The sequence below is a fragment of the Litoreibacter roseus genome (assembly GCF_009811795.1).
GTDB lineage: Bacteria > Pseudomonadota > Alphaproteobacteria > Rhodobacterales > Rhodobacteraceae > Litoreibacter > Litoreibacter roseus.
Window position 1 is genome coordinate 217,970 of sequence record NZ_BLJE01000002.1, and the last position, 26,267, is coordinate 244,236.

The window sequence follows — 26,267 nt, forward strand, 5'->3', positions numbered from 1 at the left end:
TCTAAGCGCCCACCGCCACGTTTTGAGCCGTCACCAACTCTGCAACACCCTTTTCAGCCAGATCCATCAGTTCATTGAACTGTGCTCGAGAAAACGTCGCACCTTCAGCTGATCCCTGAAGCTCCACCAACGCGCCGGATGATGTCATGATGAAGTTCGCATCTGTGCCCGCATCGCTGTCTTCCACGTAATCAAGGTCCAGCACGGACTGTCCCGCATATATTCCGCAACTAACCGCCGCGACGTTCTCGGTGATCGGGTTCACGACAAGATCGCCAGATTTCATCAATGCGTTCACCGCCAGCTTCAGTGCCACCCAGCCGCCTGTAATGGAAGCGCACCGTGTTCCGCCATCCGCCTGAATGACATCGCAATCAACCACGATCTGCCGTTCACCCAACGCATTTCGATCTACACCGGCCCGGAGGGCTCTGCCAATCAGCCGTTGAATCTCCTGCGTTCGACCACTTTGGCCGTTCTTCGCCTCTCGCCGCATACGCGTGTGTGTGGCGCGGGGAAGCATCCCGTACTCCGCTGTCACCCAACCAAGCCCAGTGTTGCGCAGGAATGGCGGCACTTTTTCATCAATCGACGCTGTGCACAGCACATGAGTGTCCCCGCATTTGATAAGACAAGACCCTTCCGCATGTTTGGTGATCCCGGTTTCTATTGTAACCGGCCGCATCGTGTCTAAGTCTCGTCCTGAAGGGCGCATCGCATTTCCTTTCAATGCTGATCTGATGTCAGTTACCGTCGTGCAGGGCGGACTTGCAAGCGACATCGGCGTCCGTCAATGAGATAGAGTGTCGACAGCTGAAAGGGCGCGTAATGTTGCCGGAACCCGACCTGCTTCATGACTTGGACGACCGCAGCCGCGAGGTGTTTCGGAGTGTGGTAGAGGCCTATCTGAAGGATGGCGCGCCCGTAGGATCCAGAACTTTGACACGCAGCCTCAGCGAAAAAGTCAGCGCTGCGACCATCCGAAATGTAATGCAGGATCTGGAATTTCTGGGCTTGCTCGATAGCCCGCATGTCTCCGCCGGGCGTCTCCCGACGGAACGTGGTCTGAGGATGTTCGTGGATGGCCTGCTTGAGATCGGTGATCTGAAGGCGGAAGACCGGGAAAAGATCGAAGCAACATTAGGGTCAAATGAGCGTGACGTCTCGAAGATGCTGGATCGGGTAGGATCTGCCTTGTCCGGCATGACGCAAGGGGCAAGCCTTGTCCTGACGCCGAAAAGCGAAGCCCCGATCAAGCATATCGAATTTGTGAGCCTCGCTGCCGAGCGGGCGCTGGTGGTTCTCGTTTTTGCAGATGGTCATGTGGAAAACCGCGTCTTCACACCACCTGTGGGTCAAACGCCTTCTTCGATGCGGGAAGCAGCGAACTATCTGAATGCGTTGGCGGAGGGTTGCACGATCAGTGAGCTGCGGCGGAAGATGACGGTCGATATCGATGAGCGTCGTCGTCAAATAGACGACCTTGCCGCTGACTTGGTGGAAACGGGTCTCGCGATCTGGGAAAATGAAGGCGAGTTGACGGAACGGCTGATTGTTCGTGGCAGGTCGAATCTGATCGACGAAGGACGCGGCACGGAAGACCTCGACCGGGTCAAAACCCTCTTTGACGACCTCGAGCGCAAGCGCGACATTGCCGAATTTCTGGAACTTACCGATGAGGGTGAAGGGGTCCGCATTTTTATTGGCTCAGAGAACAAACTATTTTCACTTTCGGGTTCCTCTCTGGTGGTGAGTCCTTATATGAACGCTGATCGAAAGATCATCGGTGCCGTCGGTGTGATTGGTCCAACGCGGCTTAACTACGGTCGCATTGTTCCGATTGTTGACTACACGGCGCAGTTGGTCGGCAAAATTATTTCTGACGGTGGATAAGGGTTACCATGACAGCAGATAAAGAGGATGACTTCCAAACGGATCACCTTGACGCACTAGCAGACGAACAGATCGATCTGTCCGAGACGCACGACGATCTCGTTGCATTGCAAGAAGAGCGGGACCAACTGAAGGACCGCCTTCTGCGGGCGCTGGCGGATGCAGAAAATGCACGAAAACGGGGTGATCGCGATCGTCGTGAGGCAGAGAACTACGGTGGCTCCCGTCTGGCGAAAGACATGCTGCCCGTTTTTGACAACCTTCAGCGTGCCATCGAGTCTGCAGACGATGCACAACGTGAAGCAGCGAAAGCCGTATTCGACGGTGTGGAGCTGACCTTGCGGGAACTGGTCAATGTTTTCTCCAAGCATGGGATTAAACCCATTTCGCCGGAAATCGGCGACAAGTTTGATCCACAGCTGCACCAGGCGATGTTTGAGGCACCCATTCCCGATACCAAGGCAGGCGACATCATTCAGGTGATGACCCAAGGATTTACGATCCATGACAGGTTGTTGCGTCCTGCCCAGGTGGGCGTGTCTTCAACGCCGGGCTAACGCCTTCAGTTCATAGACCAATTGCAGCGCTTCCCGTGGGGACAGGTCATCTGGAATGACATCTTCCAGGCGATCCTCAACTTGCGACGATGCCGCAGCGGTTACCTGTGGCGCCGGCGCGGTTGAAAAGAGTGGCAGATCATCTAGCAGTTCTTTTGATCTCCCGCCGCCTTCGCGTTCGCCCGCTTCCAATTGATCAAGAACAACACGCGCGCGGTCCACGACGCTTGCCGGAAGCCCGGCGAGCTTTGCGACTTGTACGCCGTAGGATCTGTCCGATGCACCTTTGCGAACCTCGTGCAGGAAGATGATCTCATTTTCCCAGTCCTTGACGGTAACTGTCGCGTTTTCAACGCCGGGCAGGCTTTCTGACAGTGCGGTGAGCTCATGATAGTGGGTGGCGAACAACGCGCGGCAGCTGTTGGCAGAATGTAGGTGTTCTAAAGTGGCCCACGCAATGGACAAGCCATCATAGGTTGCAGTGCCGCGACCAATCTCGTCCAAGATCACCATGGCTCGTTCATCCGCTTGGTTTAGGATCGCGGCGGTTTCTACCATCTCGACCATGAAGGTCGACCGCCCGCGGGCGAGATCGTCTGATGCACCGACACGGCTGAACAATTGGGACACAAGCCCGATATGAGCTGACGTTGCGGGGACGTATGATCCAATTTGTGCCAGCAATGCGATGAGGGCGTTTTGGCGGAGAAACGTTGATTTACCCGCCATGTTCGGCCCGGTTAAAAGCCAGATTGCGGCGGAATTTTCACGCGCGGTGAGATCACACGAGTTCGCAACAAACGGACCGCTGTTCTCTGCCTGGAGCGCGGCCTCTACTACCGGATGACGGCCATCGACAACATCGAAGATTCGCGAAGTATCGACCGAAGGTTTACACCAATTCTTTTCAATCGCGAGGTCCGCAAACGCTGCGTACAGATCGATCTCAGCCAACGCATCTGCGACGGCACCGATCTGGTTTGCGGCCTCAACCACACGTTGTTGCAACTCAGCGAATACCCGAGCCTCAATACTCAGGGCGCGCTCACCGGCGTTTAGTATTTTGGTTTCCAGCTCAGATAGGTCGTTTGTTGTGAAACGAACGGCATTCGCTGTCGTCTGCCTGTGAATGAACTGTGTGGAAAGGGGCTCAGACATCATCTTTGACGCGTGCCCCGCCGGCGTTTCGATGAAATAGCCTAAGACATTGTTATGTTTGATCTTCAAGGCACTGATGCCGGTGTCACCAGAATAGGTTGCCTGCAATTCCGCGATCACCTTGCGGCCGTCATCTCGTAGTTTACGTGCCTCGTCCAAATCGGGATCATAGCCGGCTGAAACAAATCCTCCATCCCGCGCCAACAGAGGTGGCTCGGCAACAAGGGCCTCTGAAAGATGGCTCACAATATCATCATGACCAACGGTAGACGCGAGCGCATTGGTCAAGATCTCCGGTGTTTCAGTCGATGGGAACAGATCCGACATCCTACTTGCATGGTCTAGTCCATCGCGAATGGCCGCCAGATCTCTAGGTCCCCCACGCTCCACAGAAAGACGGGACAAGGCTCGATCGATATCCGGAATTTTCCGAAGCGTGTCCCGGACCGGTTCTATGGCATAGGGCTGATCCACGAAATACGTCACACAAGCGAGGCGCTGATGAAGAGGATCGACCGTGACCAACGGTGCAGACAGCCGCTTGAACAACAGACGCGCACCGCCCGCAGTCATTGTCCGATCAATCACAGACAGAAGTGATCCCTTGCGCTCGCCCTGTATCGTTTGGGTGATCTCGAGATTGCGCCGCGTTGCAGGGTCGATCTGCATGATGCTTCGATGATCTTCGCGCACGGGCGGTCGGATCGATGGCAACTGACCTTTTTGGGTCAACTCCAGATAATCCAAGAGGGCGCCGAGCGCCGAAATCTCGGGCCGCGAAAACTGGCCGAACGCATCTGTCGACTTCACACTGAAGAACTTGGTAAGCCGGGCGCTGGCTGACGCACTGTCAAAGCTGCCGGGTGCGAGTGCGGTCACGCTTGCGCCGACCTCTGCCGCGATGCCTTCTAGGGCATTGAGATTATTATCAGAGACTAAAACTTCGCGGGGTGCCAAGCGCGCAAGTTCTGGCGATATCTTGACCTGTGGACAGGGCGTGACATGCAGCTCGCCAGTTGAAATATCAACCCAAGCTAAAGCGCCGTCGTCGCGGATGTTTGAATAGGCGACTAGGTAGTTATGTTTCCGCGCCTCCAGCAGCGTTTCTTCTGTCAAGGTTCCCGGCGTCACCAGTCGCACAACGTCTCGCTTTACGACGGACTTGTATCCCCGCTTCTTTGCTTCAGCCGGGCTTTCCAGTTGCTCGCAAACGGCAACGCGGAACCCTTTGCGGATCAAAGTCAGAAGATAGTTTTCGGCTGCATGGACTGGAACGCCACACATCGGGATGTCTTCACCCTGATGCTTGCCACGTTTGGTCAGCGCGATATCAAGCGCCTCCGCCGCGGCGACAGCATCCTCGAAGAACATCTCATAGAAGTCGCCCATTCGATAGAACAACAGCGCGTCCTTGTACTGCGCTTTGATCTCAAGAAACTGGGCCATCATTGGTGTCACGGCGATCCCCCTTTGCCAGCCCAAACGTATGGCCCCTGTTTCGGGAGTTAAAGGCATGATGGCGCTGTGGTGCGACGGACATATAACTTTTACATTCCCGTTGTGCGCGCTAGAATCTCAGGATGCCAAAAGACCTCACAAACGGGCCTGATTTGAGGGTGGAACAGCTGCCGCGTCTGGCTCGTGGTTCCGTGCGAGAGGTCTACGAACGCCCCGGATTTCCCGATCAGATCATCAAGGTTTTGCGGAAAGAAACGTTGTCGTCGTTCCATCGAAAAACAGGCCTTCACGGTTGGCTGCGCCGCGCGCGTCTTGAAGGGCCTTACGGATATCTAAAACGGGAATACAAGGCTTATCTCACCGCCGTTTTGAGGGCTGAACGCTTGGGTCGCACACTTCCCATCGCGCATATGGGCCCATTGATTCATACGGATCGTGGGATTGCGCAGTGTCTTGAAAAGATCGTTGGGCCGGACGGCCAGTTGGGTCCTACACTACTGAACGTGGTGACGTCTGGTGATTTTGACAAAGCGAAGCTTGCCGCGCTGAACGAGTTCAAAGACGACATTTATACACTTCAGGTCGTCGCGCGGGACCTTAATGCAAAGAATGTCGTTTGGGGCGTGAACAGAGGGGATCCGCGGTTTCTTCTGATTGACGGATTTGGCGACACGACGCTCATTCCGATGCGGTACTGGCTGCCTAAGCTCAACGCGAAAAAGCTGGACAGCGGCTTTCAGCGGATCGCTGATGAAACCGGTCTGCGGTGGGATGGCGAGACCCGGCAGTTTTCCATGTAGCCTGACAGACCGGATTTTGGCAGGTTAAGTGCTCAGACACATCATCCGGAGTTGATCGCCTTGTCGAAGAATAACCGCGTTACGCGTGAAGAAGCCCTTGCTTATCATTTAGAGCCGAAACCCGGAAAACTCGAAATCTCGGCCTCAACGCCCATGACGACGCAGCGGGATTTGAGCCTCGCGTACTCTCCGGGCGTCGCCGTTCCAGTCGAAGCGATCGCTGAAGATCCCGCAACTGCCTATGATTACACAACCAAGGGTAACATGGTCGCTGTCATATCCAATGGAACGGCGATTCTTGGGCTGGGAAATTTGGGCGCTTTGGCTTCCAAACCGGTGATGGAGGGGAAATCGGTCCTGTTCAAACGGTTCGCGGACGTAAACTCAATCGATCTCGAGCTGGATACGGAAGACCCGGAAGAGTTCATTAATGCGGTGCGTTTGATGGGCCCCAGCTTTGGGGGGATCAATCTCGAAGATATCAAGGCCCCGGAATGTTTTGTCATTGAACAGCGCCTGCGTGAGGAAATGGACATTCCCGTGTTCCATGATGACCAACATGGCACTGCAGTGATCTGCGCGGCGGGATTGTTGAACGCATTGCATTTGACAGGGAAAAAGATCGAAGACTGCAAGATCGTGCTGAACGGGGCGGGCGCCGCTGGGATTGCTTGTATCGAGCTGATCAAAACCATGGGGGCTGCGCACGACAACTGCATCGTGTGCGACACAAAAGGGGTGATTTTCCAAGGGCGCACCGAGGGCATGAACCAATGGAAGTCAGCCCACGCCGCTAAGACGAATGACCGCACGCTGGAAGATGCGATGAAAGGCGCTGACGTTTTTCTCGGTGTTTCGGCTAAGGGTGCAGTGACGCAGGACATGGTTCAGTCGATGGCAGACAATCCCGTGATCTTCGCCATGGCAAACCCGGACCCGGAAATCACGCCGGAAGATGCACATGACGTCCGGCAGGATGCTATTGTAGCGACGGGGCGGTCGGACTATCCCAACCAGATCAACAATGTCTTGTGCTTTCCCTACCTCTTCCGGGGTGCGCTGGACATTCGTGCAATGACCATCAACGACGAGATGAAGATTGCTTGCGCCCGGGCTCTTGCTGAACTTGCGCGCGAGGATGTTCCCGATGAGGTTGCTATCGCCTATGGTCGCAAGCTGTCTTTCGGACGCGATTACATTATTCCGGCGCCGTTCGATCCTCGACTGATCCACAAGATCCCGCCTGCTGTTGCGCGAGCGGGGATCGATACTGGCGTTTCCCGCAAGCCAATTGTTGATTTTGATACCTATGAGGCGGACCTGCGTGCGCGGATGGATCCGACGGCCTCAATGCTCGATGGTCTGCACAACCGGGCGCGCACGGCGCAGGCCCGCATGATTTTTGCAGAGGGTGATGATGTTCGTGTCCTGAAAGCTGCAATCGGATATCAGCGGGCTGGATTGGGTCAGGCGATCGTCGTCGGTCGAGAAGAGGATGTGCGTGAAAAGCTGGACGGGGTCGGTCTGGGTGAAGCGGTGCGCGAGCTCACAATTTCTAATGCGGCGAATTCCGAACATTTGGCGACGTATAAAGAGTTTCTTTACAACCGCCTTCAACGCAAAGGCTATGACGCTCAGGACGTGCACAGACTTGCCGCGCGCGACCGCCATGTCTTTGCAGCGCTGATGCTTGCTCACCGGCATGGTGACGCGATGATAACGGGTGCGACACGGAAATCGGCCCATGTGCTGGATCTGCTTAACCACGTTCTCGATGTGTCAGAAGAGGATGGCGCCGTGGGTGTGACAGCTGTTCTTCGCAACGGACGGATCGTCCTGATTGCGGATACGTTGGTTCATGAATGGCCGGACGAGGAACAGTTGGCCACAATTGCTGAACGTGCCGCTGGCACCGCGAGATCCCTTGGTCTTGAGCCGCGCGTTGCCTTCGTAAGTTTTTCGACTTTCGGTTACCCGGTCAGTGAGCGGGCCCAGAAGATGTCGATGGCTCCCAAGGTCTTGGACGCGCGCGGCGTTGATTTTGAGTACGATGGCGAGATGAATGTTGACGTCGCCCTGAGTGCTGACGTCATGGCGGAATATCCATTTTGTAAACTGACAGGCCCCGCGAATGTTCTGGTGGTTCCAGCGCGCCATTCCGCGTCAATCTCGGTGAAACTGATGCAGCAAATGGGGGGCGCTACGATCATCGGACCACTTCTCAGCGGTCTCGATGAACCAGTTCAACTGTGCTCGACCACATCCCGTTCTAACGACATCCTGAACATGGCGGTCATGGCTGCCTGTAAAGTCGGGCGGTAGCGGTCTGGGTCAGCTTTTCATGCTGTCCCAGAAACCTTTGACCTTTGAAAAGAATTTGAGGAGCTGAGGATTGTTTTCCTCACTTAGCTTCTCAAACTCTTCCAGAAGTTCTTTTTGGCGGCTTGTGAGGTTCACTGGTGTTTCAACGGCCAGTTCGATGAACATATCGCCGGATCCGCCACCACGTAGCGCAGGAATGCCTTTGCCCCGCAACCGCATTTGACGACCCGATTGGCTGCCATTGGGAACTTTGACGCGGCTCCGGCCTCCGTCAATCGTCGGCACTTCGACATCGCCACCCAACGCAGCGGTCGTCATCGAAACCGGAACGCGGCAATAAAGATCGACGCCATCCCGCTCAAACAGCTCATGTTCCGCAACTTCGATGAAAATGTAGAGATCACCGGATGGTCCGCCCATCATTCCGGCTTCACCTTCGCCCGCTAGGCGAATGCGGGTCCCGGTTTCAACACCGGCCGGGATGTTGACGTTCAAAGAGCGATCCTTTTGCTCACGTCGCGCGCCGCCGCAGGCTTTGCAGGGGTTCTTGATGATCTGACCGGCGCCTGAACAAGTTGGGCAGGTCCGCTCGACCGTGAAAAACCCTTGCTGTGCGCGCACTTTGCCCATGCCGGAACAAGTTGGACATGTCTGCGGCTCTGCACCGCCTTCGGTTCCGGTGCCCTCACAGGCGGAACACGCGACAGAAGTCGGCACAGTTATCGCCTTTTGGATTCCGGTATAGGCGTCTTCCAGCGTGACCCGCAGGTTATAGCGTAGATCCGATCCGCGCATGGCCCGCTGGCGCCCACCACGTTGCCCACCGCCACCCATGAAGTCACCGAACAAATCTTCGAAGACATCCGAGAACGCACTGGCAAAATCACCTTGCCCGCCTCCGGGGCGCGCCCCGCCCATGCCGCCTTCGAAGGCCGCATGACCATAGCGGTCATATGCAGCTTTCTTGTCTGCATCTTTGAGAACTTCGTAGGCTTCGTTCGCTTCCTTGAACTGCGCCTCGGCGTCTGGGTTGTCTGAGTTCCGGTCTGGGTGAAGCTCTTTCGCTTTCTGGCGGTAAGCTTTCTTCAGCTCATCCGCCGAAGCCCCCTTTGAAACGCCAAGAATGTCGTAATAGTCACGTTTTGCCATAGTCAGATAAGCCTTTCCCTGAACTGCGGAGGCCGGCCGTTTGTCTCCGGCCGGCCTCGCTTACTCAGGTGGTGCGCCTCATTTAAGCGCGTTTGTCGTCGTCCAGATCTTCGAAGTCGGCGTCAACGATATCCTCGTCTACGCTGCGTGGATTGTCTTCCTCGCCATCTTCCGAAGGCTCTGCCGATGCGGCTTCATCCTGCTGAGACTTGTAGATCGCCTCGCCAAGTTTCATGGCTGCGTCTGTCAGGTTCTGGACCCCGCCTTTGATCTTGCCGGCGTCTTCCGTCTCCAGCGTTTCTTCCAGCGCTTTCATGGCCAGCTCAATGGCTTCGACTGTAGACCCATCGACTTTGTCGCCGTGATCTTCGAGGGATTTCTTGGTCCCGTGTATCAAGCTTTCGGCTTGGTTCTTCGCTTCGACCAGCTCGCGACGTTCTGCGTCGGCCTCGGCATTTGCCTCGGCGTCCTTCACCATTTGATCGATCTCATCATCAGACAGACCACCGGAAGCTTGAATGGTGATCGCCTGTTCTTTGCCGGTGCCTTTGTCTTTTGCACCGACCGAAACGATACCATTGGCATCGATGTCAAACGTCACCTCAATTTGCGGAAGACCGCGCGGTGCGGGTGGAATTTCTTCCAGATTGAACTGACCGAGCATCTTGTTATCGGACGCCATTTCACGCTCACCTTGGAACACCCGGATGGTTACGGCGTTCTGATTGTCCTCGGCAGTCGAGAAGATCTGCGATTTCTTCGTCGGGATTGTTGTGTTCCGGTCAATCAAACGTGTGAACACACCACCCAGCGTCTCGATACCCAGCGACAATGGCGTTACATCCAGAAGAACAACGTCTTTAACATCACCCTGCAGAACGCCGGCCTGAACGGCAGCACCCATCGCGACAACTTCGTCCGGGTTCACGCCTTTGTTTGGCTCTTTCCCGAAGAACTTCGAGACCTCCTCAACGACTTTGGGCATCCGCGTCATACCACCGACGAGGACAACCTCGTCAATATCGCTGGTGCTGAGGCCCGCGTCTTTCAGCGCTTCTTTACAAGGTTTGATTGAGTTCTTGATCAGATCGTTGACCAGTGTTTCCAGTTTGGCGCGTGTCAGCTTCATCACCATGTGAAGCGGCTGGCCGCCGTTTGGATCCATTGAGATGAACGGTTGGTTGATCTCGGTCTGCTGGGAAGACGAAAGCTCGATCTTCGCCTTTTCGGCGGCTTCCTTCAGACGCTGTAAGGCCATTTTGTCTTTGGTCAGATCGACGCCGTTCTCTTTTTTGAACTCGTCGGCAAGATAGTTGACGATCCGCATGTCAAAGTCTTCACCACCAAGAAACGTATCACCATTGGTGGATTTCACTTCAAAGAGGCCGTCATCAATCTCAAGGATTGTGATGTCGAACGTACCGCCACCAAGATCATAGACCGCGATGGTTTTTGTTTCTTTCTTGTCGAGACCATAGGCCAGCGCAGCGGCTGTCGGCTCGTTGATGATCCGCAAAACTTCAAGGCCAGCGATCTTACCGGCATCTTTCGTCGCCTGACGTTGGGCGTCGTTGAAGTAAGCTGGAACTGTGATAACCGCTTGCGTGACGTCTTCACCCAGATAGCTTTCAGCGGTTTCTTTCATCTTCTGCAGGATGAACGCGGAAATCTGAGACGGTGAATATTTCTCGCCGCTCGCTTCAACCCATGCATCGCCGTTACCGCCGTCGATCACGTCGAACGGCATGTTCTTTTTGTCTTTCGCAAGATCTGCGTCGTCAAACCGACGGCCGATCAAACGTTTCACGGCAAAAATGGTGTTGCTGGGGTTGGTGACAGCTTGCCGTTTTGCGGCTTGGCCGACGAGGCGTTCGCTGTCGGTGAAGGCGACGATCGAAGGTGTGGTGCGTGCACCTTCCGCATTTTCGATAACGCGGGGTTGCGATCCGTCCATGATCGCAACACAGGAGTTGGTGGTTCCAAGGTCGATACCGATGACTTTAGCCATATGCTCTGGTCCTCTCTTTAAGGCGATGTTGTGGATAACAGGTCCTTTTAGGCCCCTGCTGTCCGATCCCAATTGACCGGGGGCGAACCCCCATCGGATTTCTGGTGGTATATAGGTCCCTCAAATCAGCGCTGCAAGGCGCGAGATCTGCGGAAATTCAATGAAAAAGAGTATTTTTGGCCTCTTATGTCTTAAGCTATAGGGTGATGTTTCAAATTCGGATGGATCAGCGGCCCGCGCCCCAACTGACAGATGCGTGTTTGCGGGTGTAAAATTCACCCATAAGACCGATCATGATCAATGCCAGCGAGACGTAAACTGGATAAGAGATAGAACTGAAATGCGGGTTGTAGTTGATGAATGCAAAACCGCGCGCTTGATCAATACAATGGAACAGCGGATTCCAGTCGAAGAAGGCGAGCATGAAGCTGGGCATCGTGTTGGCAAGGAACATCTTGCCAGACGCGATCATATTGGCTCGGCTATAGACCATGGCGCACAGGCTTGCAAAACCCGGAAACCAAGGCTTCAAAGCCAGAAATACCATCCCAACGGCGACACCCGAGAACCATGCAAGCAGGAACATGCCCGCGCTGCCGATAGGGTCGTCGATAACGATTGGGCGCCATGCAACATGAACGATGAATAAGATCAATAGGACAGACAGGGTCTGCATATAGAGTGTTGAGAGAGCCGCTGCCGATATGGCGATTGCAGTGTTCATCGGCGCGTGCTGCATCATTGCTGAGGTGGGCCCTTCTGACCCAACAATCGCACCCACGGCCTTGGTATGTGTGAGAAACAGGAATATCCCTGACAGCAGGTAGAGAATAAAGTCGCCCCGAATTGCGCTGCCACGCATCCCGAGGACATAAAACATCAAGTAGAACGCCGCGAGAAACACGACCGTCTGCATCATATTGGAGGCAAGGCCCAGTATGGCGTTCCGGTTGCCTTTTCTCATACTTCGCACAGTGCTGACATAGATCAGCTCAAGCAATCCGAGCGCGGATCGAAAATGCGAATTTCTGTCCTGTGCGTCAAACATAAGAAGTGGATGCCTTGAGGTGGTCGCCACGACGTCTCTAATACCGGAGAACTTGCCGTTCCGTTAGCGACGCACCATAAGGGGATCAACTGTTTCGATCAACAAATCCCGGAGATGGCCCCAGTGGACTATAACAACTTGGCAACGGTTTTCAGGACGCTCGCGCTGGAAGCTGGCGCATTGATTATGGAGATTTACGAAGCCGGGGAGATCGACGTCAGATCCAAGGATGACAGTAGCCCTGTGACGGCTGCCGACGAAGCCGCAGACAAACACATCTCTGCCGGACTTCGAAAGGCCTTTCCGGATGTTGCGCTTGTGACTGAAGAGCAGAGTGACAGCCACACGCAGGACGTATCGACTTTTCTGATCGTTGATCCCCTGGATGGAACCAAGGAGTTCATCAAGCGGCGCGGTGAGTTTACTGTGAACATTGCGCTCGTTGAAAACGGTGTGCCCACTCGCGGCGTTGTTTATGCGCCAGCAAAAAACCGGATGTTCTACACAGATGCGGCGGGAAACTCAGTTGAAGAAGACGGTCCGTTTGATACGCAAACCGTTGGCCAGACGCGCGCGATGAAGGTCACGCAGCCAGATAATGATAGTCTGGTTGTCGTGGCTTCGAAATCTCACCGGGATCAGGCAACGGATGACTACATCGGTAAGTACGCGGTTAAAGACATGACCAGCGCTGGGTCTTCGTTGAAGTTCTGTCTCGTCGCGGCGGGCGAAGCGGACATCTATCCTCGCCTTGGTCGGACAATGGAATGGGACACCGCAGCGGGTCATGCTGTTCTGGCTGGCGCTGGTGGGCAGGTGGTCCGGTTCGATACGCATGAGCCACTGACATATGGGAAACCGATCTTCGAAAATCCGTTCTTCATTGCCTATGCCCCTGGTGTTGACCTGAAGCATCCAGAGTGAGTGCTGCAATCATAATTCCGGCCCGGTTTGCATCGAGCCGCTATCCCGGAAAACCGCTGGTCGAGTTGACGGGCGCAACAGGTGAACGCGCTAGCTTGATCGAACGATCATGGCGCGCGGCAACGTCTGTGTCTGGAATATCCGAGGTGGCTGTCGCCACAGATGATCCGCGGATCGAAAGGGCCTGCATAGAGTTCGGCGCGCGGGTGATCATGACGTCGCCCGATTGTCAGAACGGGACCGAGCGCTGCGCAGAGGCGATGGCGCATCTAACGGAATCTGCAGATATCGTCGTCAATCTTCAGGGCGACGCCCCGCTTACGCCCGCTTGGTTCATCGAAGATCTGGTCGCTGGCCTTCGGGATGATCCCAAAGCTGATGTCGCGACGCCGGTGTTGCGATGTGACGGGGCCGCGCTCAACGGGTTTCTCGATGATCGCAAGGCAGGTCGGGTTGGTGGGACGACGGCTGTCTTTGATGCGAACAAACACGGCCTCTATTTTTCAAAGGAAGTCATTCCGTTCACCACGAAGCATTACGAGGATGCAGACGAGACGCCCGTATTCCACCATGTGGGTGTCTATGCTTTCCGCCCCTCAGCGCTCGACGCCTATCCCAACTGGCCGGTGGGTCCACTGGAAAGACTGGAAGGGTTGGAGCAGTTGCGGTTTCTTGAGAACGGCAACCGCATTTTGTGCGTCGAGGTTGAAGCGAGGGGACGCCAGTTCTGGGAACTGAACAATCCTGAAGACGTCCCGCGCCTCGAGAAAATGATGGCGGAGATGGGCATCGCATGACCGAGACGGCCGCGAGCGTGATTATCGCAAGCCGCCATCGACCGCGCGACCTTCTGAAATGCCTCAAAGCGCTCGAATTTCAGCATCACCGCAATTTTGAGGTCGTCGTCGTCTCCGATCCCAGCGGATGTGCCGCGATCAAAGACAGCACCTTTTCTGGACGGGTCAAACTTATCCCATTTGATGAGCCGAATATCAGCAGGGCGCGGAACACTGGATTGGAGCGTGCCGCCGCCGACATCGTGGCGTTTATTGATGATGACGCGATAGCGGAGCCGACGTGGCTCATCAGATTGATTGCGCCTTTTGAAGATCAGACCGTACTCGGCACAACCGGATATGCGCGTGGTCGGAACGGCATAAGCTACAGGTGGACCGGCGAATACATCCAACCCAATGGCGATGTGGTGCCGCGAAATCCGGCGGCCCCGGAGCGTTATGTTCACGGTGCAGATCCGGTCTTGATGGCCATCGGGATGAACTGCGCTTTTCGCGCGTCGGCCTTGAGTAAGGTTGGCGGTTACGATCCGAACTTTCACTATGGTCTGGATGACGCTGACTTGAGTATGAGGCTTGCTGAACTTGAAGGCGCGACGATCTTGGTTCCGCTGGCGCAGGTCCAGCACATTTCCGGACCAAACGAAACACGAAGTACCGCTCAGGTGCCGACTTCAATGATTGAGCACGGGGCAAGCTTTGGCTGGTGGTCCAAGAAGTATGACCGGTCCTTAGACGAGTTCTACGCGATTGCAAAAAAGCTCTGGCGCGACTCGATCGACCCGCGACTCGTACGCGGCGATCTGGAACCGAAATCCGCCCGTCAGTTGGCCGAGGGATTCGCGGAAGGGTTCAAAATTGGTCAGTCCCGCACCAGAATTGAGCATAGGCTCGAACCTGCTCAAGCACCCTTCCTGCGCTACTCTGAAAAGCTAAAACCCAACAACCTCAAAGTGGTTCCCGGCTATGTTTGGAACCGGCAAGATCTTTATCAACGCGCCAGGGATCTGGCCCGTCAGAACACTGTCGTGACGGTGATGTCGATGTCGCCTACATCGCTGTTTCACAGGCGTTTTTTTCATGAGGATGGCTTTTGGGTTCAGTCTGGCGGGATCTACGGAAAATCTGATCGCAAAGATCCGCTATTTAAATGGCAGACACTTGCCGAACGCGTTCAAAGAGAGGCTGTAGCTCTCTCTGTAACTAGGCCATAATAAAGCCAATGTTCTACCACAGAGGTTCAGGTCAACAGGTCTTCGCGAGATGGGCACAGTGCATATACTCTAAGTTTATGTTGCCGTTGCATCGTTTGTCGTAGACTGAGAACCGAACTTAAAAAATCGAGGGTTATGATGAAGCGTCGCGTGACCAAAGCTGTATTTCCTGTTGCCGGTCTCGGAACCAGATTTCTGCCTGCAACAAAGTCTATTCCAAAAGAAATTATGACATTGGTCGACAGGCCACTGATTCAATATGCAATTGACGAGGCCCGCGCGGCTGGGATCAAGGAGTTCATTTTTGTCACGTCTCGGGGCAAGGGTGCGCTTGAAGACTATTTCGACCATGCGCCAGAGCTCGAGACCTCTCTTAAAAAGAAGAAGAAGAAAGATCTGCTGTCCGCTTTGAAAAGCACCAATATGGACAGTGGGGCAATTGCCTATATCCGCCAGCACAAGGCGCTTGGTCTTGGACATGCCGTTTGGTGTGCGCGCCGCTTAATCGGGGACGAGCCGTTTGCCGTCATCCTGCCCGACGATGTGATCGCGGCGGAAAAACCGTGTCTTCAGCAGATGGCGGAAGCCCATGCTGAAACGGGCGGTTGCATGGTTGCCGCGATGGAAGTGCCCCAGGAAAAGACGTCCTCCTATGGTATCCTTGATGTGAAAGAGGATCACGGATCCATCGTTTCGATGAATGGTATGGTCGAGAAGCCTTCTGCAGAGACCGCGCCGTCCAATCTGGCTGTGATCGGTCGATATATCCTAACCCCGCAAATCATGCAGAACTTGAACAAGATTAAGCAAGGGGCCGGTGGTGAAATCCAGTTAACTGACGCCATTGCGAAAGAGATCGAGAACGGTCGTTCAGTGCATGGGTACCGGTTCCGCGGCCAGCGCTACGATTGTGGATCAAAGGCGGGTTACCTGCAGGCGACCGTCGCGTTCGGTCTTGCGCGGGAAGAACTTCACGACGAGTTCTCCGCCTATCTTGATGAACTTGCGGCGACGAAGCGCGCAGCACAGTAAGCAGACATCACGGCTGACATGACTCAAATTCTCGTGACAGGGGGCGCCGGTTACATCGGTTCCCACGCATGCAAAGCTCTGCGCGCTGCCGGATATGAACCCGTTGCTTTTGATAACTTGTCGACGGGCTGGTCGGATGCTGTGAAATTCGGTCCTTTCGAACAAGGTGATTTGCTTGATCGTGAGAGGCTCGATGCTTTGTTCGCGACGTACGATTTCGACGGTATTTTGCACTTCGCGGCATTGAGCCAAGTTAATGAGGCATCAGAAGATCCGGGTCTTTATTGGCGTAACAATGTCGGCGGATCTCTGAACCTGATCGAGGCTGCGGTCAGTCACGATTGTAAGAATTTCGTATTCTCCTCGACATGCGCCACATACGGCGATCAGGACGGCGTCACGCTGACGGAAGACACCGATCAGCATCCGATGAACGCCTACGGGGCCTCCAAGCAGGCCGTCGAGCAAATCCTGAAGAATTTTGGTGAGAGTCATGGTCTGCGCCACGTGATTTTCCGGTACTTCAACGTTGCGGGTGCTGATCCCGATGGCGAGGTTGGCGAGTTTCATCAACCCGAGACTCACCTTATCCCGCTGATGCTTGATGCAATCGATGGGAAGCGCGACGCGCTTACGGTCTATGGCAGTGATTATCCAACAGAGGACGGCACCTGTGTGCGTGATTATGTCCATGTGATGGATCTGGTCGATGCGCATATCAAAGGTCTGCGATGGCTTGTCGATGGCGGCGAAACCCGCGTTTTCAATCTGGGGACGAAAAACGGTTACTCGGTTCGCGAAGTTATCGATGCCAGCCGGTTGGTCACCAATAAGGATGTCCCCATCATTGAGGGTTCTCGTCGGGAAGGCGATTGCGCTAAGCTGGTCTCGGGCAGTGACCGCGCAAGACAAGAGCTTGGTTGGAGCCCCGATCGTTCAACCATGAAGGATATGATCCGGGATGCCTGGCGTTGGCACCAGACGGGACATTACGATAAATAGGCACTTTCCGGTCTTACTCGACATCAGTCGGCTGATTTCCCGTGTTCACCTGCCCCAAATGACAGGGATCGACCGGGTCGAGATGGCATATCTCGATTGGGGCATGTCCAGTGATGCGCCTTTTCACGCGGTTGTACGTCTTGTCGACAGTGTCGCGGTTCTTGATCGGCAGGGTGTACACCAGATACTGGACCGGCTCATGGGCCGGGTAGAGTGGGGGACGAAAGACCTTCGCGCGTTTGCTGGTCTCAAGTTGCCGGATTTGAGGCGGCGGGCCGAGGCAGATGTGCGGCGAATTGCTGTAGCCAAGATAAAGGAGGATCAGGTCGGCGATATTGCCCTTGGCGATGCGATTTATCTAAACGTCGGCCATTTCATCCAGTCGCGGAAGTTCCTGTTATCATTCTCAGGGCTTAAAGTTCATCTGGTTCACGACCTCATACCACTCGACTATCCGCAGTTTCAAAAATCCGGAACCGTGCCAAAGTTTGAAGCGGACATGAGGCGTGTTGCTGCGGTCAGCGATCTGATCCTGTCAAACTCGAAAGCGACAGCAGATCGTGTCGCAGAGGTTTTCGGATCATGGGGATCTGTCGCCCCGGTCTCGGTGGCGCATCTCGGTGTGTCTTTCCCCCACTTCGAACGTAAAGCGACGATATCCAAAGCGCCGTATTTCATTGCAATTGGGACCATTGAACCGCGCAAAAATTACGATTTCCTTCTCGATCTATGGGAGGAACTCGCGGGCGATCCTGACCGGTGGCCGCCACATCTTCATATCGTTGGACGGGACGGTTGGGCGGATAAAGCACTTTTCAGGCGATTGAAAGTGGCGGAAACGAAAGGTTGGCTTTCTATCCATAGCGATATCGACGACGCTCAGCTTTGGTCCCTTCTGAGCGGCAGTGGGGGACTTCTTTTTCCAAGTCACGCGGAAGGTTTCGGTCTGCCCGGGCTGGAGGCGAAGGCACTTGGCATTCCAGTGATTTGCCCGGAGCTTGACGTGCACAAGGAACTCCTTGGTGACTACCCCGTTTACGCAAGCACAACGGATCGCTATCAGTGGATAACCGCCATACAACGACTGGTAGATCGATCAAAAACACGCTCCGATATTCAAAGCGACGGCAGATTAAATGACGTGCCAATCTGGTCCGATCATTTCCGGACGATCACCGCAGAGATTGAAAAACTCAGATAATCGTTTTCTGCTATGCGGTGTCGCAACATGAGGACACTTAAAAACTACCGCTTGCGTTTGGAGCGTAAGAGATGGCGCGCACGGGCGTTTCGAAAACGTCGAGAGTTGAGCGTCGCAATCAATCGAACCGGTCAAATCCAGTCGACTGATATCCTTCTGTTTTCCACGATCAGAAATGAATGCCTGCGGCTGCCATACTTCCTGTCGTACTATCGTAATCTCGGCGTTGACCACTTTTTCTTCGTCGACAACGGGTCCAGAGACGACACCGTTGAATATTTGTCGGGTCAGCCTGACGTAACTTTGTTTCAAACGGATGCAAGCTACAAACTCGCGCGCTTCGGGGTCGATTGGCTCAATTGGCTACAGATGCGATATGCGCATGGGCACTGGTCAATCGTTGTCGATGCCGACGAATTCCTGATCTATCCGTTCTGTGATACGAGGCCGCTGCGTGCCTTAACCGATTGGCTGGATGCATCTTCGATTCCATCACTGAGCGCGATGCTGCTCGATATGTATGCGAAGGGTCCCCTTGCAGACGTTGACTATCAGCCCGGCCAGAACCCATTCGAGATAACGGAGTGGTTCGACAGCGGGAACTACACGATCGAGCCCAATTACAAGTTTGGGAACTTGTGGATTCAGGGCGGTCCACGGGCGCGGTCCTTCTTTTTGGAAGATACGTACGCAGCCCCCGCACTGAACAAGACACCCTTGGTCAAATGGGATCGCGGCTATTGCTACGTGAGTTCGACGCATAGTCTTTTGCCGCGCAGACTGAACCATACCTATGAGACCGGTGGCGGCGAGCGTATCTCGGGCTGTCTGCTTCACGCGAAATTTCTTAATGATTTTGCGAGCAAGCGAGAGGAGGAACTGCAGCGTCGGCAGCACTACGGTGAAGGCCGGGAGTACGAGGCTTATGAAGAGTCGACCGTCGACGCGGACGGCTTCTGGTCACCATATTCGAGCCGATATACCGGATGGCGGGACCTTGAAACACTCGGCCTGATCTCACGCGGAACATGGATATGACCGTCGGTTTTGTCATGCTGGCTCATGCCTCCTTGGACCGGGCTGGGCAAGTCGCACGTCACTTGTCGGAAAGCGGTGCGCCCGTTGTCGTTCATATAGATAGACGTGTGAGCGATGCGGATTTTCGAAGGTTTAAATCCAAGATGCAGGATTATCCGGATGCGCGATTTTCTGAGCGTGTCACGTGCGAATGGGGAACATGGTCGATTGTTGAGGCAACGCAAAAGGCAGCGCAGCTTCTTCTGGATGAGTTTGAGCACGTCGATCGCGTTTTCCTGATCAGCGGAACGTGCCTACCTTTGCGTTCAATCGCAGAATTACAGGCTTATCTTGAGGCGCATCCAGGCACCGATTTCATCGAGTCTGTGACCGCTGATGAGGTGGACTGGCCTCTGGGCGGTCTGCATTATGAGCGTTTTACGCTTCGCTTTCCGTTCTCTTGGCGCAAAAGCCGAAAACTGTTCGACCGCTACGTCCAGTTTCAGCGCAGGTTTGGGGTTCAGCGCACGTTGCCGAAAAACATTTCACCGCATCTCGGATCTCAATGGTGGTGCCTGACACGTGAGACGCTGACTGCAATCTTTAATGCGCAGGACAGGGAGGATATCGATAGGTTTTTTCGTCGGGTCTGGATCCCGGATGAGAGCTATTTTCAAACTTTAGTCAGACAACACGCGACCCGAATAGAGAGCCGCTCTTTGACGCAGTCAAAGTTTGACATTCAAGGCAAGCCCCATGTGTTCTATGACGATCACCTAGCGTTGCTGGAAGATTCTCAGTGTTTTTTCGCGCGAAAGATCTGGCCGCGCGCCGAGAAACTCTACCGCAGATTTTTGGATCCGGCGAAAAGCGCGGTGTCTACGGCTGAGCCGAATCCGCTTGATATTGAACGTCTGTTTTCACGATCAACTGAGCGCAGCATGCGGGGGCGCGCCGGTCTTCACATGCAGTCGAGATTCCCACCCTATGGCTGGAGCAACGGTGCTACGGCCGCGCCTTATATGGTGTTACAGGGCTTCTCCCATTTGTTCGAGGATTTTGAAAACTGGCTCGACGGGGCGACGGATCTGCGCGCTCACGGCAGGCTTTTTGCATCGGACCGCGCGCATTTTGCGGGCGGAGAGAAAACATTTTCTGGCTGCCTCAGCGATGATTCTCGTTTGCGGGATTACAATCATCAGGCCTTCCTGACGAACCTGATCTGGAACACGAAGGGTCTCTCGCAGTGCTTTCAATTTGATCCCGCCGACAACCAGAATATCAGCTGGTTTCTCGCCGCTGATCAGAACGCACATATCGGTATTATCTCCGGTGCCTGGGCTATACCGCTGTTCCGTTCGGACGTGCCATTTCCCGAGATGCGCAAACAGGCAGCGCACCTGCAGCGGACTGAGGACAATTTTTTAAGACTGCTTAGTGATGGATCTTACACCAAGGCGCGCGTTAAAGTGTGGAGTCTCGCTGAGTTCATCGAAGACCCAAACACTAACATCGAAGCCATGTTTGCAGATCACCTTATCCAAACGGAGCATTTGAAGCTGCCGGAAATGGCTGATCTGATCGGTTTTGGATCATTTCTTCAAAAGCTACGAAACGAGGGTATGAGCCCACATGTCATGGGCGATTTTCGCGTTGCCGATGGTGAGGTGATCGTCGCGGTGCCCCCGAAAAAGTCCGGCAGCTAGAGATCAAGCTGCCTGCGACGTCGGGTGTTCTGTCAGGACCGTATGGAGTGTTGAAGACACGCCGTTGGCGCGCAGCTTTGCACATGTCTCGATATCACGCATTGTACGGGACACCAAAGCGAGCGCCTTCAGGTGGCTGATCCCAGAGTCGGCTGGGGCAAGCAACGCAAAGAACAGATCCACGGGCTGTTTGTCAGCGGCATCAAAATCCAACGGTGTCTCTGCCCGGATAAAAACGGCAATGACATCTTCGATCTCTTCCAGCCGCGCATGGGGCAGCGCAACGCCTTTACCCACACCGGTCGGTCCGAGGTTTTCGCGGTCCTGTAACGCTTCAAACGCGCGGGACTGCGATATTCCATAGGCCTGTTCAGCGATTTCGGCGATCTCTTGGAAGAGACGCTTTTTACTGGACAGAGACGATACGACTTTCACCGCCTCGGGCTTGAGAAGTTCCGAAATTTGCATTGCCGTTTCTTTAGTCCGAATTGCGGTCGCTTTAGGTGTTTGCGGCCGGATCGATCCAGCCGATATTCCCGTCATCACGTCGATACACGACGTTGATCCCCTTGTTCCCCTCGTTCCTAAAAACGAGAACTGGCGTCTCCGCTATTTCCATTTGCATTACTGCTTCGCCAACAGACAACGACGGTATCTTGGTCTCCATTTCCGCAACGATCACGGGCTGAAGGCTCTCGGGTTCCGCTTCCTGCGAGTCGTCTGTTCCGGCGAGGATATACGAGGACGCTTCCGAAAGTTCAACAGGCTGTGATCTTTCCTTGTGGTGGTCCTTCAAACGCCGCTTGTAGCGCCGCAACTGCTTTTCCATCTTTTCAGCGCAACCGTCAAAAGCAGCATAAACCTCTGTATTCTTTGCTTTTGCCTGTGTCGAAAGGCCCGTGCTCAGATGAACGGTCGCCTCGCAGACATACTCATGGGCATCTTTTGAGAAAACTATCGTTGCGTCAGTTGGTCGCTCTGCATACTTGCCGACTATTTCGCCAAGCTCGTTTTCTACATGCGTTTGGAGGGCCTCACCGATATCCAGTTGTTTTCCGCTGATCTGATAGCGCATAGCACCTCCATTATGTTGAGTGAAATCATGTCAGACGATAACTCCGTTCGCATCGAGACGCAGAAAGCTGACCTTCTGATGACAGAAACGTGCCACGTCCTGTTTTGATGTGTGGACGGGCCGCGGGAATGCAAGGCGTTAGAGCATTATCAAATGACATTGATCTCAGTTGGCGACAGACAGATGCCCCCTGTCAACCGAGTCGGCGGGGAAACGGTTGAATCCCTTACTTCCGGTCAGCTGATCTTGAAGTCTTTTCCCAGATAGACGCGCCGGACGTTTTCATCTGCAACGACTTCATCCGTTGTCCCACTCATCAGCACGTGGCCATCATGCAAAATGTAAGCCCGATCCACGATCTCGAGCGTCTCGCGTACATTATGATCTGTAATCAGAACTCCGATTCCACGCTTTTTCAACTCCCCCACCAGGGACCTGATGTCACCCACTGCGATTGGGTCAACGCCCGCGAAGGGCTCATCAAGCAACAAGTATTTGGGATTGGCCGCCAGACAGCGCGCGATCTCTGCACGACGACGCTCCCCCCCGGAAAGCGACAAGGAGGGCGCCCGTCTAAGATGTTCTATGGAGAACTCACTCAAAAGTTCTTCGAGACGTTCCCTTCGCTTCTTTCGGTTGCTTTCCGCGATCTCGAGAATGGCGATGATATTGTCTTCGACACTCAGGCCCCGGAAAATCGACATCTCTTGCGGTAGGTACCCGATCCCCATCTTCGCGCGGCGATACATCGGAAGGAGTGTTACATCACGCCCATCGATTGTGACGGTGCCACCCTCGGGGGTGACCAGACCTGCAATCGTATAGAAACATGTCGTTTTTCCTGACCCATTTGGACCAAGAAGAGCGACAACCTCGCCGCGTGATAGTTCCAGACTAACGTCCGTAATCACCGGTCGGCGCTTGTAACTCTTGCGCAAACCTTTCACGCGCAGGCCCGACAGCCCATCTGTTACGGTGAGTGTCGGTGTCGGTGTCACTTATTCGCCGCCTGTCTGAAAGATTGTCCGGACGCGCCCCTCCATCCGGCCCTGACCCGTGTCCAGATCAACGACAAGCCGCTCACCAGACAATGCATTCGGGCCCTGTGTCAGGATGACATCGCCGATCATCACGATCTCGGAATCGCCAATGCTGTAGACGGCTTCGCGGGACTCCGCTGCTTCCTCACCGTTTACGAAAGTGACACCACCAGATGCCAGAAGCCGTTCGATATCACCGCTATCGGCCTCCGGTCCTGTCGCATACTCCACGTCCAGTTGCGCGGCGCTCAATCGCATCTGTCCCTGACCGGCGACAACATTTCCTGTGAAGACAGCGCGGCCGGTGGTTTGATCCACGCGCAGCTCATCTGCTGTGATCTCGACTGGCAAGGATGCATCATGCTGAAGTCCGCCAAAGGCAACCGTTGCATTCTGGGCCATGGCGACCCCTGCAAACATCAACGAAGCGGCGAGAAATGAAAGACGAAACATAGACAAATACCTTCAGGAGTCAGGCTTATATACCAGCTTCACGCCGCCTTGGAAAACAAGAAGCTCGGATCCGGCGGGACCGGTCAATTTCATACGGCCCGCATCGATTGTACCGTAAGGCCCGGTTGCGCTGACTGCACCCGGCGTGGACAACCCGGTCGTTTCGAGATTGGCTAAAAGCTCTTGTGTGCGCATGTCGTATCCCGCTGAGCTGTTGATCCGCACATTCCCCGTCAGGTTCAACGTGGCCGCGCGATCGTCAAAGAGCGCATGATCAGAAATCACGACGTAAGTATGGCCCGTTGTCGTCTCGATCCGGGCAATGACCTCTTCAGCCATCAGACGTCTTGGATTGGTCAGGTCTGGCCGTGCGTATTTTGCGTCCACGGTGATTTCAGAGCCATCGCCCGTAACGCCGGAGAATTTGGGATCTGCCAACCGCTGTTCATTGGCGATCTGTTCGACATCGATTTCCGCGAAAGGAATTGCGTCGCTAGGGTCGAGCGTTCTGGAAAACAGAAAGAGCGTCGACAAAAGGGCAAGTGCCAACAACGGGAACAGCACCTTGGCCCATTGCACAAAGCGCGAATACCGGTTGTCGCGCGATGCCATAATTAAACGATTCCGGCGCGGAGGCAGTCATGTATGTGAAGCAAGCCCTCCGGCCGACCCGCCCCATCATTTGGAACGGCAAAAAGGCACGTTATGCGCGGGGACGGCATTGTCATCAGCGCGACGGCCTCTTCGGCTAACGCGTCGGGCTCAATCGTACGAGGATCGGCAGTCATGACCTGATCGACCGCCTTTTCCAGCAACCCGTTCATATGACGCCGCAAATCGCCATCTGTTATGATCCCGGCCAATTTGCCCGATGTATCAGTCACACCCACAACGCCAAACCCTTTTTGACTAATGACAAGAAGGGCTTCCGACATAGGCGTTCCAGACGAGACAAGCGGAAGTTCATCGCCTTTGTGCATAAGGTCCTGAACTTTCGACAGCTTTGCACCAAGTTTGCCGCCCGGATGAAATTCCCTGAAGTTTTCAGGGGTGAACGATTTCGTCTTCATCAACGCAATGGCAATTGCATCACCGAGGGCCAGCGTCATTGTGGTTGATGTTGTTGGGACTATGCTGGTGCCGCAGGCCTCTTCCGCGGGGGGAAGAACGATTGCCACATCGGCCTTCGTCAGAAGCGTGCTGTTCGCTTTACTCGCAATGCCGATAAGCGGAATTGAGAAGCGCCGTGTGTAGGCGATCAAGTCCGCAAGCTCAGGCGTTTCGCCGGAGTTCGACAGAACAATTGCGACGTCGCCCACCGACATCATGCCCAGATCACCATGGCTTGCTTCCGCTGGATGAACGAAATGCGCGGGCGTTCCGGTCGACGCGAATGTCGCCGCCATCTTCCGGGCAATGTGGCCGGACTTGCCCATGCCGCTGACAATGACCCGTCCCTTGGCACTCAGGAGGATTTCCAAAGCGTCAGAGAAGCCTTCGCCCAGCGAGTTCGCCAGCATATGAAGCGCGTCGGCTTCCTGCTCGATCGTCTGTCGACCGATGGAGATAAAGTTCTGGTCAGTCATTGCACTTACTTAATGCGCAAAGATGTCGATGTCAGGCCACCCGGCCAAATCCAGCCCGGCACGGACCGGCAGAAAGTCGAAACACGCTTGCGCGGTCTCCATTCGACCTTCCCTGATAAGACGTTCATTCAGCTTATCCCGCAGGCGATGGAGGTACAGGACGTCCGAAGCCGCGTATGCCAACTGCGCCTCGGTCAATTCTTCGGCACCCCAGTCGCTTGATTGCTGTTGTTTCGAGATATCGACGTTCAACAGCTCTTGCAGAAGATATTTCAGGCCATGCCGATCCGTGTAGGTCCGGATGAGTTTTGAGGCTATTTTGGTGCAATAGACCGGCGCGGTCAGCACGCCAAACGCGTTCATCATGGCCGCGATATCAAAGCGCCCGAAGTGGAAGAGCTTCAGTACATCTGGATCTGTCAGCAACTTGCTCAGATTGGGCGCTGAAGTCTGGCCTTTCGCAACCTGAACAAGATGGGCATTGCCGTCACCACCGGACAATTGCACGACGCACAACCGATCCCGATGCGGGTTCAAACCCATCGTCTCGCAATCGATCGCAACAACCGGTCCAAGGTCCAGATCGTCGGGCAAGTCTGCGGTGTAAAGGTGGTTTGTCATTTATCCCTCGTCATCCTAATCGGAGGGATGGTGCCCAGGAGAGGACTCGAACCTCCACGTCCATACGGACACTAGCACCTGAAGCTAGCGCGTCTACCATTCCGCCACCTGGGCAGGTGTCGTCGTGAGCGCGGTGGATAGCGCTGACCTTGCCAGCTGTCAACGGGATTCGACCCAGTTCCAGCCCTGAAATGACTGGGACCATTTGC

The 26,267-nt window shown here is 54.7% G+C and carries 24 protein-coding genes and 1 tRNA gene; 12 read left to right on the forward strand and 13 right to left on the reverse strand.

The window, feature by feature from the left end:
- Window position 1 precedes the first annotated feature (1 nt).
- Window positions 2–715, reverse strand: coding sequence for a ribonuclease PH (rph, locus tag KIN_RS08085; protein ID WP_159805842.1), 714 nt, complete (start codon window positions 713–715; stop codon window positions 2–4).
- A 113-nt stretch (window positions 716–828) separates the two neighbouring features.
- Between rph and hrcA the strand changes: the two genes are divergently transcribed.
- Both hrcA and KIN_RS08095 read left to right on the forward strand, forming a co-directional pair.
- Complete coding sequence (hrcA, locus tag KIN_RS08090) at window positions 829–1,893, forward strand: heat-inducible transcriptional repressor HrcA (protein WP_159805844.1); 1,065 nt, start codon at window positions 829–831, stop codon at window positions 1,891–1,893.
- Between the two features lie 8 nt (window positions 1,894–1,901).
- Window positions 1,902–2,450 carry a nucleotide exchange factor GrpE gene (locus KIN_RS08095; RefSeq protein ID WP_159805846.1) on the forward strand — a complete coding sequence of 183 codons (549 nt, stop codon included), beginning with the start codon at window positions 1,902–1,904 and terminating at the stop codon, window positions 2,448–2,450.
- Here KIN_RS08095 and mutS read toward each other — a convergent pair.
- The gene (gene mutS / locus KIN_RS08100) at window positions 2,436–5,057 is read right to left on the reverse strand and encodes a DNA mismatch repair protein MutS (RefSeq protein ID WP_159807901.1); all 2,622 of its coding nucleotides are present in this window, start codon (window positions 5,055–5,057) and stop codon (window positions 2,436–2,438) included. The genes KIN_RS08095 and mutS overlap by 15 nt on opposite strands.
- Window positions 5,058–5,188: 131 nt before the next feature.
- Between mutS and KIN_RS08105 the strand changes: the two genes are divergently transcribed.
- Together KIN_RS08105 and KIN_RS08110 are read left to right on the forward strand one after the other, a co-directional pair.
- A complete protein-coding gene (locus KIN_RS08105; RefSeq protein ID WP_159805848.1) occupies window positions 5,189–5,866 on the forward strand; it encodes a YrbL family protein in 678 nt (225 codons plus the stop codon).
- Between the two features lie 60 nt (window positions 5,867–5,926).
- A complete protein-coding gene (locus KIN_RS08110) occupies window positions 5,927–8,188 on the forward strand; it encodes an NADP-dependent malic enzyme (RefSeq protein ID WP_159805850.1) in 2,262 nt (753 codons plus the stop codon).
- Between the two features lie 9 nt (window positions 8,189–8,197).
- Here KIN_RS08110 and dnaJ read toward each other — a convergent pair whose 3' ends face one another.
- From dnaJ to KIN_RS08125, 3 genes are all read right to left on the reverse strand, one after another.
- Window positions 8,198–9,337 (reverse strand): molecular chaperone DnaJ, encoded by a 1,140-nt coding sequence (gene dnaJ / locus KIN_RS08115; protein WP_159805852.1) that lies wholly within the window; start codon window positions 9,335–9,337, stop codon window positions 8,198–8,200.
- Between the two features lie 82 nt (window positions 9,338–9,419).
- Window positions 9,420–11,345, reverse strand: a complete 1,926-nt coding sequence (gene dnaK / locus KIN_RS08120) for a molecular chaperone DnaK (RefSeq protein WP_159805854.1) — start codon at window positions 11,343–11,345, stop codon at window positions 9,420–9,422.
- A 226-nt stretch (window positions 11,346–11,571) separates the two neighbouring features.
- The gene (locus tag KIN_RS08125) at window positions 11,572–12,393 is read right to left on the reverse strand and encodes an ABC transporter permease (protein WP_159807903.1); all 822 of its coding nucleotides are present in this window, start codon (window positions 12,391–12,393) and stop codon (window positions 11,572–11,574) included.
- A gap of 114 nt (window positions 12,394–12,507) precedes the next feature.
- Here KIN_RS08125 and cysQ point away from each other — a divergent pair, with 114 nt between their 5' ends.
- The 8 genes from cysQ to KIN_RS08165 all read left to right on the forward strand — a co-directional run bounded on the left by cysQ (window position 12,508) and on the right by KIN_RS08165 (window position 21,283).
- Window positions 12,508–13,317 carry a 3'(2'),5'-bisphosphate nucleotidase CysQ gene (cysQ, locus tag KIN_RS08130; protein ID WP_373281649.1) on the forward strand — a complete coding sequence of 270 codons (810 nt, stop codon included), beginning with the start codon at window positions 12,508–12,510 and terminating at the stop codon, window positions 13,315–13,317.
- On the forward strand, window positions 13,314–14,114 hold the full coding sequence (locus tag KIN_RS08135) for a 3-deoxy-manno-octulosonate cytidylyltransferase (protein ID WP_159805858.1): 801 nt from the start codon (window positions 13,314–13,316) through the stop codon (window positions 14,112–14,114). Before cysQ ends, KIN_RS08135 begins: the two co-directional genes overlap by 4 nt.
- Window positions 14,111–15,325: a glycosyltransferase family 2 protein gene (locus KIN_RS08140; protein ID WP_159805860.1), complete on the forward strand. Its 1,215-nt coding sequence runs from the start codon at window positions 14,111–14,113 to the stop codon at window positions 15,323–15,325. Before KIN_RS08135 ends, KIN_RS08140 begins: the two co-directional genes overlap by 4 nt.
- Before the next feature lie 138 nt (window positions 15,326–15,463).
- The gene (gene galU / locus KIN_RS08145) at window positions 15,464–16,357 is read left to right on the forward strand and encodes a UTP--glucose-1-phosphate uridylyltransferase GalU (protein ID WP_159805862.1); all 894 of its coding nucleotides are present in this window, start codon (window positions 15,464–15,466) and stop codon (window positions 16,355–16,357) included.
- Between the two features lie 18 nt (window positions 16,358–16,375).
- Window positions 16,376–17,359 (forward strand): UDP-glucose 4-epimerase GalE, encoded by a 984-nt coding sequence (galE, locus tag KIN_RS08150; protein ID WP_159805864.1) that lies wholly within the window; start codon window positions 16,376–16,378, stop codon window positions 17,357–17,359.
- Window positions 17,319–18,560: a glycosyltransferase family 4 protein gene (locus KIN_RS08155; RefSeq protein WP_159805866.1), complete on the forward strand. Its 1,242-nt coding sequence runs from the start codon at window positions 17,319–17,321 to the stop codon at window positions 18,558–18,560. The genes galE and KIN_RS08155 overlap by 41 nt, the downstream gene beginning before the upstream one ends.
- A 27-nt stretch (window positions 18,561–18,587) precedes the next feature.
- On the forward strand, window positions 18,588–19,598 hold the full coding sequence (locus KIN_RS08160) for a glycosyltransferase family 2 protein (RefSeq protein ID WP_159805868.1): 1,011 nt from the start codon (window positions 18,588–18,590) through the stop codon (window positions 19,596–19,598).
- A complete protein-coding gene (locus tag KIN_RS08165) occupies window positions 19,595–21,283 on the forward strand; it encodes a DUF5927 domain-containing protein (RefSeq protein WP_159805870.1) in 1,689 nt (562 codons plus the stop codon). Before KIN_RS08160 ends, KIN_RS08165 begins: the two co-directional genes overlap by 4 nt.
- A gap of 3 nt (window positions 21,284–21,286) precedes the next feature.
- Here KIN_RS08165 and KIN_RS08170 read toward each other — a convergent pair whose 3' ends face one another.
- The 8 genes from KIN_RS08170 to KIN_RS08205 form a co-directional block, all read right to left on the reverse strand.
- The gene (locus tag KIN_RS08170) at window positions 21,287–21,751 is read right to left on the reverse strand and encodes a PTS sugar transporter subunit IIA (RefSeq protein ID WP_159805872.1); all 465 of its coding nucleotides are present in this window, start codon (window positions 21,749–21,751) and stop codon (window positions 21,287–21,289) included.
- 31 nt (window positions 21,752–21,782) lie between these two features.
- Window positions 21,783–22,358, reverse strand: coding sequence for a ribosome hibernation-promoting factor, HPF/YfiA family (gene hpf, locus KIN_RS08175; protein ID WP_159805874.1), 576 nt, complete (start codon window positions 22,356–22,358; stop codon window positions 21,783–21,785).
- Between the two features lie 236 nt (window positions 22,359–22,594).
- Window positions 22,595–23,356, reverse strand: a complete 762-nt coding sequence (gene lptB / locus KIN_RS08180; RefSeq protein ID WP_159805876.1) for an LPS export ABC transporter ATP-binding protein — start codon at window positions 23,354–23,356, stop codon at window positions 22,595–22,597.
- A complete protein-coding gene (locus KIN_RS08185) occupies window positions 23,357–23,851 on the reverse strand; it encodes an LptA/OstA family protein (protein ID WP_159805878.1) in 495 nt (164 codons plus the stop codon).
- Between the two features lie 12 nt (window positions 23,852–23,863).
- Window positions 23,864–24,463, reverse strand: a complete 600-nt coding sequence (gene lptC, locus KIN_RS08190; protein ID WP_159805880.1) for an LPS export ABC transporter periplasmic protein LptC — start codon at window positions 24,461–24,463, stop codon at window positions 23,864–23,866.
- A 2-nt stretch (window positions 24,464–24,465) separates the two neighbouring features.
- Window positions 24,466–25,437, reverse strand: a complete 972-nt coding sequence (locus KIN_RS08195; RefSeq protein ID WP_159805882.1) for a KpsF/GutQ family sugar-phosphate isomerase — start codon at window positions 25,435–25,437, stop codon at window positions 24,466–24,468.
- Window positions 25,438–25,446: 9 nt separating this feature from the next.
- The gene (locus KIN_RS08200) at window positions 25,447–26,058 is read right to left on the reverse strand and encodes a ribonuclease D (protein WP_159805884.1); all 612 of its coding nucleotides are present in this window, start codon (window positions 26,056–26,058) and stop codon (window positions 25,447–25,449) included.
- Between the two features lie 28 nt (window positions 26,059–26,086).
- Window positions 26,087–26,172 (reverse strand) — tRNA-Leu (locus KIN_RS08205).
- Window positions 26,173–26,267 lie beyond the last annotated feature (95 nt).

What these genes read in the sequence shown, in the direction of transcription:
- rph (WP_159805842.1), bottom strand. Translation starts at nt 715, where the DNA reads ATGCGCCCTTCAGGACGAGACTTAGACACGATGCGGCCGGTTACAATA.
- hrcA (WP_159805844.1), top strand. Translation starts at nt 829, where the DNA reads ATGTTGCCGGAACCCGACCTGCTTCATGACTTGGACGACCGCAGCCGC.
- KIN_RS08095 (WP_159805846.1), top strand. Translation starts at nt 1,902, where the DNA reads ATGACAGCAGATAAAGAGGATGACTTCCAAACGGATCACCTTGACGCA.
- mutS (WP_159807901.1), bottom strand. Translation starts at nt 5,057, where the DNA reads ATGATGGCCCAGTTTCTTGAGATCAAAGCGCAGTACAAGGACGCGCTG.
- KIN_RS08105 (WP_159805848.1), top strand. Translation starts at nt 5,189, where the DNA reads ATGCCAAAAGACCTCACAAACGGGCCTGATTTGAGGGTGGAACAGCTG.
- dnaJ (WP_159805852.1), bottom strand. Translation starts at nt 9,337, where the DNA reads ATGGCAAAACGTGACTATTACGACATTCTTGGCGTTTCAAAGGGGGCT.
- dnaK (WP_159805854.1), bottom strand. Translation starts at nt 11,345, where the DNA reads ATGGCTAAAGTCATCGGTATCGACCTTGGAACCACCAACTCCTGTGTT.
- KIN_RS08125 (WP_159807903.1), bottom strand. Translation starts at nt 12,393, where the DNA reads ATGTTTGACGCACAGGACAGAAATTCGCATTTTCGATCCGCGCTCGGA.
- cysQ (WP_373281649.1), top strand. Translation starts at nt 12,508, where the DNA reads ATGGCCCCAGTGGACTATAACAACTTGGCAACGGTTTTCAGGACGCTC.
- KIN_RS08140 (WP_159805860.1), top strand. Translation starts at nt 14,111, where the DNA reads ATGACCGAGACGGCCGCGAGCGTGATTATCGCAAGCCGCCATCGACCG.
- galU (WP_159805862.1), top strand. Translation starts at nt 15,464, where the DNA reads ATGAAGCGTCGCGTGACCAAAGCTGTATTTCCTGTTGCCGGTCTCGGA.
- galE (WP_159805864.1), top strand. Translation starts at nt 16,376, where the DNA reads ATGACTCAAATTCTCGTGACAGGGGGCGCCGGTTACATCGGTTCCCAC.
- KIN_RS08155 (WP_159805866.1), top strand. Translation starts at nt 17,319, where the DNA reads ATGCCTGGCGTTGGCACCAGACGGGACATTACGATAAATAGGCACTTT.
- KIN_RS08160 (WP_159805868.1), top strand. Translation starts at nt 18,588, where the DNA reads ATGAGGACACTTAAAAACTACCGCTTGCGTTTGGAGCGTAAGAGATGG.
- KIN_RS08165 (WP_159805870.1), top strand. Translation starts at nt 19,595, where the DNA reads ATGACCGTCGGTTTTGTCATGCTGGCTCATGCCTCCTTGGACCGGGCT.
- KIN_RS08170 (WP_159805872.1), bottom strand. Translation starts at nt 21,751, where the DNA reads ATGCAAATTTCGGAACTTCTCAAGCCCGAGGCGGTGAAAGTCGTATCG.
- hpf (WP_159805874.1), bottom strand. Translation starts at nt 22,358, where the DNA reads ATGCGCTATCAGATCAGCGGAAAACAACTGGATATCGGTGAGGCCCTC.
- KIN_RS08185 (WP_159805878.1), bottom strand. Translation starts at nt 23,851, where the DNA reads ATGTTTCGTCTTTCATTTCTCGCCGCTTCGTTGATGTTTGCAGGGGTC.
- lptC (WP_159805880.1), bottom strand. Translation starts at nt 24,463, where the DNA reads ATGGCATCGCGCGACAACCGGTATTCGCGCTTTGTGCAATGGGCCAAG.
- KIN_RS08195 (WP_159805882.1), bottom strand. Translation starts at nt 25,437, where the DNA reads ATGACTGACCAGAACTTTATCTCCATCGGTCGACAGACGATCGAGCAG.
- KIN_RS08200 (WP_159805884.1), bottom strand. Translation starts at nt 26,058, where the DNA reads ATGACAAACCACCTTTACACCGCAGACTTGCCCGACGATCTGGACCTT.